6 protein-coding genes are annotated in these 9267 nt (G+C 71.2%); 2 read left to right on the forward strand and 4 right to left on the reverse strand.

The features are described from left to right. A partial coding sequence (locus ACJA3G_RS21795) for a sulfite reductase flavoprotein subunit alpha (protein WP_406554700.1) occupies positions 1-2162 on the forward strand: 2162 nt, incomplete at its 5' end. 227 nt (positions 2163-2389) lie between these two features. Continuing rightward, the gene (locus ACJA3G_RS21800) at positions 2390-3475 is read left to right on the forward strand and encodes an enoyl-CoA hydratase/isomerase family protein (protein ID WP_406554701.1); all 1086 of its coding nucleotides are present in this window, start codon (positions 2390-2392) and stop codon (positions 3473-3475) included. Between the two features lie 46 nt (positions 3476-3521). On the opposite strand, the gene ACJA3G_RS21805 is transcribed toward ACJA3G_RS21800, so the two are convergent. The 4 genes from ACJA3G_RS21805 to ACJA3G_RS21820 all read right to left on the reverse strand — a co-directional run bounded on the left by ACJA3G_RS21805 (position 3522) and on the right by ACJA3G_RS21820 (position 9101). Next, complete coding sequence (locus ACJA3G_RS21805; RefSeq protein WP_406554702.1) at positions 3522-4601, reverse strand: medium chain dehydrogenase/reductase family protein; 1080 nt, start codon at positions 4599-4601, stop codon at positions 3522-3524. A 189-nt stretch (positions 4602-4790) separates the two neighbouring features. Continuing rightward, positions 4791-5333, reverse strand: coding sequence for a TetR/AcrR family transcriptional regulator (locus ACJA3G_RS21810; RefSeq protein WP_406554703.1), 543 nt, complete (start codon positions 5331-5333; stop codon positions 4791-4793). A gap of 203 nt (positions 5334-5536) precedes the next feature. Beyond that, a complete protein-coding gene (locus tag ACJA3G_RS21815; RefSeq protein ID WP_406554704.1) occupies positions 5537-6919 on the reverse strand; it encodes a class I SAM-dependent RNA methyltransferase in 1383 nt (460 codons plus the stop codon). A 130-nt stretch (positions 6920-7049) separates the two neighbouring features. Beyond that, on the reverse strand, positions 7050-9101 hold the full coding sequence (locus tag ACJA3G_RS21820) for an APC family permease (protein WP_406554705.1): 2052 nt from the start codon (positions 9099-9101) through the stop codon (positions 7050-7052). Positions 9102-9267: the final 166 nt, after the last annotated feature.

The raw sequence follows: 9267 nt of genomic DNA on the forward strand, positions 1-9267 counted from the left end.
ATGCCGTCCCCGCCCAGCGCACGGCCCCCGACGCACACCTGTCGGCCGGCCAAGTGGCTGCCCCAGCCGCCTTGTTCGGGCTCGGCACGCCCCCGCCGGTCCTCACCGAGCCCGAACGCCAGTACCTCGCCGGGTTCCTGGCCGGACTGGAGTCGGGCGCGCCCGGCATCCCCGTACTGCCGCCGACGGCGCCGTTCAGCGACGAGCACGCGCTGTGGGTGAACGGCGTGCTGGCCGGAATGTACTCGCGGACGACCCCGCGCCCCGCCCCTGCGCCCGTCGTGCAGCCTCCCGCCCCCGAGGGCCGGGACGTGCTTGTGCTGTGGGCTTCGCAGACCGGCAACGCCGAGCAACTCGCGGCGGCCGGCGCCGAACAGCTCGCCGCCGCCGGACACCGCATCCGGCTCGTCGCCATGGACGACACCACCCCGGACACGCTGCCCACCGATGTCGAGATACTGCTGATCACCAGCACCACCGGGGACGGCGAGGCGCCCGACAACGGCGCCGCGTTCTGGGACGCGCTGGCCGACGAGGGAGCCCCGCGTCTGGAGGGGCGCCGCTACGCGGTCCTGGCCTTCGGGGACTCGTCGTACGACGAGTTCTGCGGCCACGGCCGACGCCTGGACCAGCGCCTGGCCGAGCTGGGCGCCGTAAGGCTGCTGCCCCGCACCGACTGCGAACCGGATTTCGAGGACGGGGCGCAGGAGTGGCTCGGCGGGGTGCTGGCCAAGCTGGAGGAGCTGTCGGCCGCTGCCGCCACGGCTTCCGGCATGGCAGCTGGTCACCCGGCCGATGGCGCGGTCGCCGGTCGCCCGCTGGATACGGCGCTGGGCGCCCCCGGCACCCACGTCCCGGGCGCGCCCGGAAATACGTCCGGGGAATTCGCGGAGGGGCGGGAACTCGCGGCGCTGGCCGCCCGTTCACCGGGTACAGCGACAGCCTCGGTCCTCAACACCACAACCATTCCCTCCAGTTCCGGGACGATCCGACCCCAGGGCGTCCCTTCCGTCTCTCTCCCCACCGTCCCACTCCCCAGCTCCCGCGCCGCCGCCATCACGGCCCGGCTGACGGGGAACTCACTGCTCAGCCTCCCCGGGTCGAGCAAAGAGGTGCGACGGTTCACCTTCGACACCCGCGCGAGCGACATCCCGCTCACCTACGCGGCCGGGGACGCGCTCGGCGTGCATCCGGTCAACTCACCCGACCTGGTGGCCGAGTGGCTGGCCGTCACCGGTCTGGACTCCACCACGCCCGTCGAGATCGGCGGGGTCGGCGAAGTCCCGTTCGGTACGGCGCTGCACGAACACCTGGACATCACCCGTATTGGACCCGACCTGCTCAAGTTCGTGGCCGAGCGGACCCACGACCGTCGTCTGAAGGACTTGCTGCGCGCCGACAACAAGTGGCAGCTGGCGCAGTGGTCCTGGGGCCGCCAAGCGGTGGATGTGGTGGCCGAGCACGGGGTGCGCGCGAGCGCGTCCGAGTGGGCGGGGGTGTTGCGCGGCCTGCGCCCCCGGCTGTACTCGATATCGTCCAGTCCGCTCACCGACCCGCACGAGGTGTCCCTGACGGTCTCGGTCGTCCGGTACGAGAACCGCCTGGGCCATGCGCGCGCGGGCGTGTGCTCGGCACTGCTGGCGGACGCGCCGCCGGACGCGCCGCTGCCGGTGTACGTCCAGCGCACCCGGCACTTCCGGCCGCCCACCGATCCGGGGACGCCGATGGTGATGGTCGGCCCCGGCACCGGGGTCGCTCCGTTCCTCGGATTCCTCTACGAGCGCCGTGCCTTGGGCCACTCCGCCCCGAACTGGCTCTTCTTCGGCGAGCAGCACCGTGCCACCGACTTCTACTACGAGGACGAGCTGACCAAGCTGAGCGCGGAGGGCACGCTCACGCGTCTGGACACCGCGTTCTCCCGTGACCAGCGCGCCAAGGTGTACGTGCAGGACCGGATGCGCGAACACGGCCCGCTGCTGTGGTCCTGGCTCCAGGACGGGGCGCACTTCTATGTGTGCGGCGACGCCTCCCGTATGGCCAAGGACGTCGACCGGGCGCTGCGGGACATCGCGATGGCGCACGGCGGGCTGGACGAGGAGTCGGCGGCGGCGTATCTGAAGCGGCTGACGGCGGGGAAGCGATACGTTCGGGATGTGTACTAAGCGGGGCTCCGAGCCCTGGCCGTACGAACGGGAAACGGAGACCACTGCCTGACAACGCAGCGTAGGCCGGAACGCAAAGCGCCCCGGCTCGGCCAGCGACGGACGACGCTGCCGCCCCCCCTCGCACGCTCACGCGATGGACTCGCTGGGACGCCCAACTATATGTTCGGGGAGATCGACTGGAAGATCAGCAAGGTTCGGCAAGGCCCCGGAAGGAACCACCACGCATGGGTCGCAGCACGACCAGCGCACTCCCGACCACCGACGCCGAGGCGGACTACGTCCTGCTGGCCGTCCACGGCCGGGCCGCCCACATCACCCTGAACCGGCCGAAGGCGCTCAACGCGCTGACGCACGCCATGGTCCGCCGGATCGACGAGGCGCTCACGGTCTGGGAGCACGACCCGGACGTGGCGACGGTCGTCCTCACGGGTGCCGGTGAACGGGGGCTCTGCGCGGGCGGCGACATCCGCGCGATCTACGAGGACGCCCGCGCGGGTGGCACGGCCTCGGCTGACTTCTGGCGGGACGAGTACCGGCTCAACGCCCGGATCGCCCGCTGGCCCAAGCCGTACGTGGCGGTGATGGACGGCATCGTGATGGGCGGCGGGGTCGGGGTCTCGGCCCACGGCAACGTGCGCGTGGTCACCGAGCGCTCCCGCGTCGCGATGCCGGAGACGGGCATCGGCTTCGTCCCGGACGTAGGCGGTACGTATCTGCTCAGCCGCGCTCCCGGCGAACTGGGCACCCATCTGGCGCTCACGGGCGCGCAGGTGGGGGCGGCGGACGCGCTGCTGTGCGGGTTGGCGGACCATTACCTGCCCTCTCCCCGGCTCCAGGACTTCCTGACGAAGCTGGAAAGCACGCCCGTACAAGAAGTACTCCCCCGCCACACCCACCAGCCCCCGCCCGGCGAACTGGCCGCGCACCGCGACTGGATCGACCACTGCTATGCGGCGGACACGGTGGAGGAGATCGTGGATCGTCTGCTGGCCACGGGCGCCCAGGAGGCGAAGCAGACGGCCGAGACCCTCCTGACGAAGTCCCCCACGTCCCTGAAGGTCACGCTGGCGGCGATGCGCCGGGCCCGCGCACTGCCCACCTTGGAGGCGGTGCTGGCTCAGGAGTATCGCGTCTCCTGCGCGGTCCTGAGCTCGCCGGACCTGGTCGAGGGCATCCGCGCCCAGGTCATCGACAAGGACCGCGAGCCGAAGTGGCGCCCGGGGGCGCTGGGGGATGTCCGGGACGGGGATGTGGAGGGGTTCTTCGGCGGTACGGATGCCGGGGAACCCCTGTTCACGGACGGCAATTGAGGGACGACGCCCACCCCCGCAGGGCGCACCCTCGGGCCTCGGGTAACTACGGCACCAGGACGACCTTGCCGACCACGGTGCCGGATTCCGCCAGCCGTACCGCTTCCCCCACCTCGGTGAGCGGTACGCGCGCGGCGACCTGGGGGACCAGCGAGCCGTCAGCGAGGAGGGCCAGGACCTGGGCCAGATCGGTGTGCAGCTTGGCGCGGAAGGTGTCGAGCCTGCGCCGCCCGGCCCAGATGTTGTAGAAGTGGGCGCCTTTGCCGCCGGGCAGCGCGTTCCAGAGTGCCAGGCGGGCGAACAGCTTGAGGACCGGCGCCTTCGACGAACCCTCGACGTCTCGGGTCGAGGCGCTGCCGTACGAGACGAGGGTGCCCTTGGCGGCGAGCAGGCGGTAGGAGGCGACGATGCCCTCGCCACCGACGTGGTCGAACACGGCGTCGTACCCCTGCGGGGCGTGGGCGCGCAGTTGGGCGTCCATGTCGGCGGCGCGGTAGTCGACGGGGACGGCGCCCAGGGCCCGGACGGCGTCGTGGTGCTTGGCGGAGGTGGTGCCGACGACCCGGGCGCCCGCGATACGGGCGAGCTGGACGAGCGTTGAGCCGACACCGCCGTTCGCGCCGTGTACGAGGACGGTGTGTCCGGGGCGGACCTTCGCCAGGCGGTGGAGCATCTGCCAGGCGGTGATGCCGTTGACCACGAACGTCTCCGCGTCGGCGGAGTCGACGGCGTCGGGCACCTCGGTCAGATCGCCGGCGTCGACGGTCACGTGGCTGGCCCAGGCCCCGGTCTTGGTCAGGACCGCGAAGCGCCGCCCGAGCACTTCGCCGGGGACGCCCCTTCCCAGGTCGACGGCGCGTCCGATGAGGTCGTAGCCGGGGACGAAGGGGAAGGGCGGCTGGTCGTAGTACTTGCCGCGGCGCATCTGCTGCTCGGCGAAGGAGACCCCGGCGGCCTCCATCGCCAGCACGACCTGCCCGGGCCCGGCCGGACGGGCGGGCCGGGTGCGTACCTGGATGCCGTCCGGCTCGACGATGCCGGGCAGCACCGCTTCGGTGACGGGGGTGGCGCCGAGGGGGGTGCCGCTGGTTGTGTCGGCGGAGACGCGGGACTGGGAGTCGTCCATGGGTGTTGAGCTCCTTGTCAGTTGGCGAGGGGGCGTAGGGGCGGGCGGTAGGAGGCCGCGGTGAGGCTGTAGGAAGTGAGGACGACCTCAAGCGTGGATGTGTGGTCAACCACTCACTCTCGGCGCCGTAAACGGCCCGGGTGCGCCGACACCGGAACCACTACCCGGCGGGCGGCGGCAGACAGTGGGTCAGTAGTGCGCAATCCCGGCGGTCAGGGTGCGGGTCCAGGGCGCGGAGATCGCCTCGGCGTCGAGGGAGACGAGCAGATGGCAGAGCATGCCGGTGGCGAAGAACTGCTGGACCTGTTCATCACTGCCCCCCGAGGCACTGCGTACGTACTCGACGGTACGGGCGTATCCCGCCCGGACCGCCTCCCGGATCGCCGGCTCGGAGACGGCGGCGGCCTGGGCGTGCAGCTGGACCAGCATGAGGTCGTTGTCGCTGATCAAGCGGGCGTACGCGTCACCCATCGAGGCGAGGACCGCTTCCGGGGCACTGCTCTCCGCGTTCGCCGCGCCCCCTTCGAGGGCGGCGCGAACCCGTACGAAGCAGTGCTCGACGACCGCGGTGAACAGCACCTCCTTGTTGGGGAAGAGGCGGTAGACGTAGGCCTGCGAGATGCCGGCGGCCTTGGCGACCTCGGTGGTGGTGGTCCCGAAGTACCCCCGGGCCGCGAACGCCCCGATGGCCGTACTCAGAACGGTTCCTCGGCGTTCTTCGGCTGTGGACAATTGGCGGCGTTCCGTCTTCATGTGAGTACTCAACCACTCACTCTTCAGGCCGTCAAGCGGCAGTGGTGAAACAACACCTGCCCCTGACCGGACTGAGTGACGCGGGCCCGGAACCCCGGCTCGTCGGCACACACTCAGTTCCGGGCGAGCCTCACCTGAGCGAGGCCCCGCCCGGAACTCACAGCCACAGAGACTCAGACGCCTCAGGCGCCCTTGGCGCCCTCGGCATCCTTCGCGACCGGCACCGGCTCCAAAATCGCCACGCACTCCACATGATGCGTCATCGGGAAGAGATCGAACGCCCGAAGCGTCCGCACCCTGTACCCGCCCTCCGCGAAGTACGCCAGATCCCGAGCCAGCGCCGCCGGGTCGCACGCCACATAGGCGATGCGGCGGGCGCCCAGGCCCGACAGGTAGCGGACCGTCTGCTTGCCCGCGCCGGCCCGCGGCGGGTCGAGGACGATCAGGTCCGCTTCGGTGATCTTCGTGCGGGGCAGCACCTGCTCGACCTTGCCCTGTTCCACGCGGACGCGCGGCAGGTCCGCCAGGTTGTGGCGGGCGTCCTCCACCGCGCGCTTGGAGGACTCGATGCCCAGCACCGCGCCCTGCTCGCCGACCCGCTCCGCGATCGCGCCCGCGAAGAGGCCGACGCCGCAGTACAGGTCGAGCGCCATCTCGCCCTTGCGCGGCATCAGGCCCTGCATCACGGCCTTGACCAGGGTGTCCGCCGCCTGCGGGTGGACCTGCCAGAAGCCGCCCATGCCGACGCGGTAGGTGCGCTCGTCCGCCCGCTCGCGGACGAAGGCGCGGCCGTGGACGCGGTGGACGCCGCCGTCCTTCTCCTCGACCCGCAGGACCGAGACCGGCTTGTCGAGTTCGACGAGGGGGAGGCGGCCTCCCTGGCGCGGGGTCAGGACCACCTGGCGGTCGTGCGAGCCCGTCGCCGCGATCGCCTCGACGGACTCCATCTGAAGCCACTCGCGCTTCTCGATGCCCAGCTCGCTGACGCCGGGCGCCGCGATCATGCAGTGGTCGATGACCTGGACGTCGTGCGAGCGGTGCTTGCGCAGGCCGGCCCGGCCGTCCTCGTCGATCGCGTACTGGACGCGGGTGCGCCAGGCCGGGACCTCGCCCGCGGGGAGCTTGTCGCCCTCGGCGGGCATGACCGTGCCGTCCCAGCCGGCCTCCTCGGGCGTCAGCCCGGCGAGCCGGCGCAGCTGCTCGGTGATGACCTCGCCCTTGAGGCGGCGCTGCGCGCCCGGCTTGGCGTGCTGCCAGTCGCAGCCGCCGCACTTGCCGGGGCCCGCGAACGGGCACGGCGCCTCGACCCGGTCCTTGGACGCGGAGAGGATCCGCACCGCGTCGGCGCGCAGGTAGCGGGAGTCCTCGTCGCCCTCGGTGACGAGCGCGACGATCTTCTCGCCCGGCAGCGCGTGCCTGACGAACAGCACCCGGCCCTCCTCCGTGCGGGCGATGCAGTGCCCGCCGTGCGCCACGGGGCCGACCTCGACCTCGTACTCCTGCCCGACCAGCGAAGCCGAGGACGGGGACGAAGACGAGGACGAGGACTCAGGCTCGTTCTGCATGAGGGCGGGACTCCAGGGTGCCAAGGGGGAAACGCGGAAGGGGGCCGCCGTCCCCGTGCGGGACCCTTCACGGGTCCCCTACGGACGGCAGCCCCCCAGTCTACGTCCCCGCGGGGACAGGACCGGCCCCTCAGCCCTTGCCGGTCGGCTCCTTCGGCCGGTGCGCGGAGACCGGGCCCCGCCGCACCGAACCCGGCGCGTTCCACTCCTGCCTTCTGCGGGCCCGCTTCTTGGCCACCTCGGAGGACTGGAGCTGGTACGGGACCGACGTCACCATCACGCCGGGCGTGAAGAGCAGACGGCCCTTCAGGCGCAGCGCGCTCTGGTTGTGCAGCAGGTGCTCGTACCAGTGGCCGACCACGTACTCGGGGATGTAGACGCTGACCGCGTCGCGCGGGCTCTCGCGCCGCAGGCCCTTGACGTACTCGATGACCGGGCGGGTGATCTCGCGGTACGGCGAGTCGATGATCTTCAGGGGGACGTCGATGCCGCGCCGGTCCCACTCGTCCTTGAGCGCCTTGGTCTCGGCCGCGTCCACGCTGACGCTGATCGCCTCCAGCTGGTTGGTGTGCAGCAGCTTGGCGTAGGCGAGGGCGCGCAGGGTCGGCTTGTGGAGCTTGGAGACCAGGACCACGGAGTGGACGCGCGAGGGGCGGACGTACTCGTCGGGGCGCTCCTCGGCCGCCGCGATCTCCTCGGCCACCTTGTCGTAGTGCTTGCGGATCGCGGTCATCGTCCCGTAGAAGATCACCATGCCGAGCAGCGCGACCCAGGCGCCGTGGGTGAACTTGGTGGCGAGCACCACGACCAGGACCAGGCCGGTGAAGAAGGCGCCGAAGGTGTTGATGGCCCGGCTGCGGACCATGTGGCGGCGCTTGGCCGGGTCCTGCTCGGTGGCGAGGTGGCGGTTCCAGTGCCGCACCATGCCGGTCTGGCTCAGCGTGAAGGAGACGAAGACGCCGACGATGTAGAGCTGGATCAGCCGGGTCGAGTCGGCGCCGTAGATCACCACGAGCAGGACCGCGGCGCCCGCCAGCAGCACGATGCCGTTGGAGAACGCGAGGCGGTCGCCGCGGGTGTGCAGCTGGCGCGGCAGGTAGCGGTCCTGGGCGAGGATCGAGCCGAGCAGCGGGAAGCCGTTGTACGCGGTGTTCGCGGCCAGGAACAGCACGAGCGCGGTGGCCGCGGCGAGGATGACGAAGAGGAAGTTGCCCTTGCCGAAGACGGCCTCGGCGACCTGGGAGATCACCGGGTTCTGGACGTAGCCGGAGCCGACCGGGACACCGTTGTGGAGCAGGTCGGTGGCGGGGTTCTCGGCCATCCGCACCTTGGTCACCATGGCCAGCGCGATGATGCCGCAGAACATGGTGACCGCGAGGGCGCCCATCAGGGCCAGCGTGGTCGCCGCGTTCTTCGACTTGGGCTTGCGGAAGGCCGGGACACCGTTGCTGATCGCCTCGACGCCGGTGAGCGCGGCACAGCCGGAGGAGAAGGCGCGCAGCAGCAGGAAGACGAGCGCGAAGCCCGCCAGGCCCTGGTGCTCGGCGTGGATCGTGTAGTCGGCCGTCGGGGCCTTCATGGTGTGGTCGAGGACCAGGCCCCTGAAGGCGCCCCAGGCGACCATGACGAAGACGCCGCCCACGAAGACGTACGTGGGGATGGCGAAGAGCTTGCCGGACTCCTTGACCCCGCGCAGATTCATCAGGGTCAGCAGGACGATCACGACGACCGCGCACAGCACCTTGTGCTCGACGACGAACGGGACGGCCGAGCCGAGGTTCTCGATGCCGGAGGCGATCGAGACGGCGACGGTCAGGACGTAGTCGACGAGGAGCGCGCTGGCGACGGTGAGTCCGGCCTTGGGCCCCAGGTTGGTGGTGGCGACCTCGTAGTCACCGCCGCCGCTGGGGTACGCGTGCACGTTCTGCCGGTAGGAGGCGACCACGGTGAACATCAGCACCACGACCGCGACGGCGATCCAGGGGCTGAAGTGGTACGCCGACACACCCGCCACGGACAGCACCAGGAGGACTTCTCCGGGTGCGTACGCAACGGACGAGAGGGGGTCGGACGCGAAGACGGGGAGCGCGATGCGCTTGGGGAGGAGCGTTTCTCCCAGCTTGTCGCTGCGCAGCGCCCGGCCGATCAGGATCCGTTTGGGCACGTCGGTCAGTTTGGACACAACAGAGAAGCGTAAGGGCATCGTGTTGACGCGGCCCACCCGCCACCCCCCATCGGTACGAGAGAGCCGCCCACACGGCCGTGGCGGCGTGTCGGCCCGCCCTGCGCGGCGGCCCGAGCGGCGGCCCGAGCGGCGCGGCCGCCGCGCAGGGCGAGCCGGACACGGG

Origin of the sequence: Streptomyces sp. YS-3, assembly GCF_045257485.1 — a bacterium.
GTDB lineage: Bacteria > Actinomycetota > Actinomycetes > Streptomycetales > Streptomycetaceae > Streptomyces.

Coding starts and splice junctions, on each gene's coding strand:
- ACJA3G_RS21800 (WP_406554701.1), top strand. CDS start 2,390: ATGGGTCGCAGCACGACCAGCGCACTCCCGACCACCGACGCCGAGGCG.
- ACJA3G_RS21805 (WP_406554702.1), bottom strand. CDS start 4,601: ATGGACGACTCCCAGTCCCGCGTCTCCGCCGACACAACCAGCGGCACC.
- ACJA3G_RS21815 (WP_406554704.1), bottom strand. CDS start 6,919: ATGCAGAACGAGCCTGAGTCCTCGTCCTCGTCTTCGTCCCCGTCCTCG.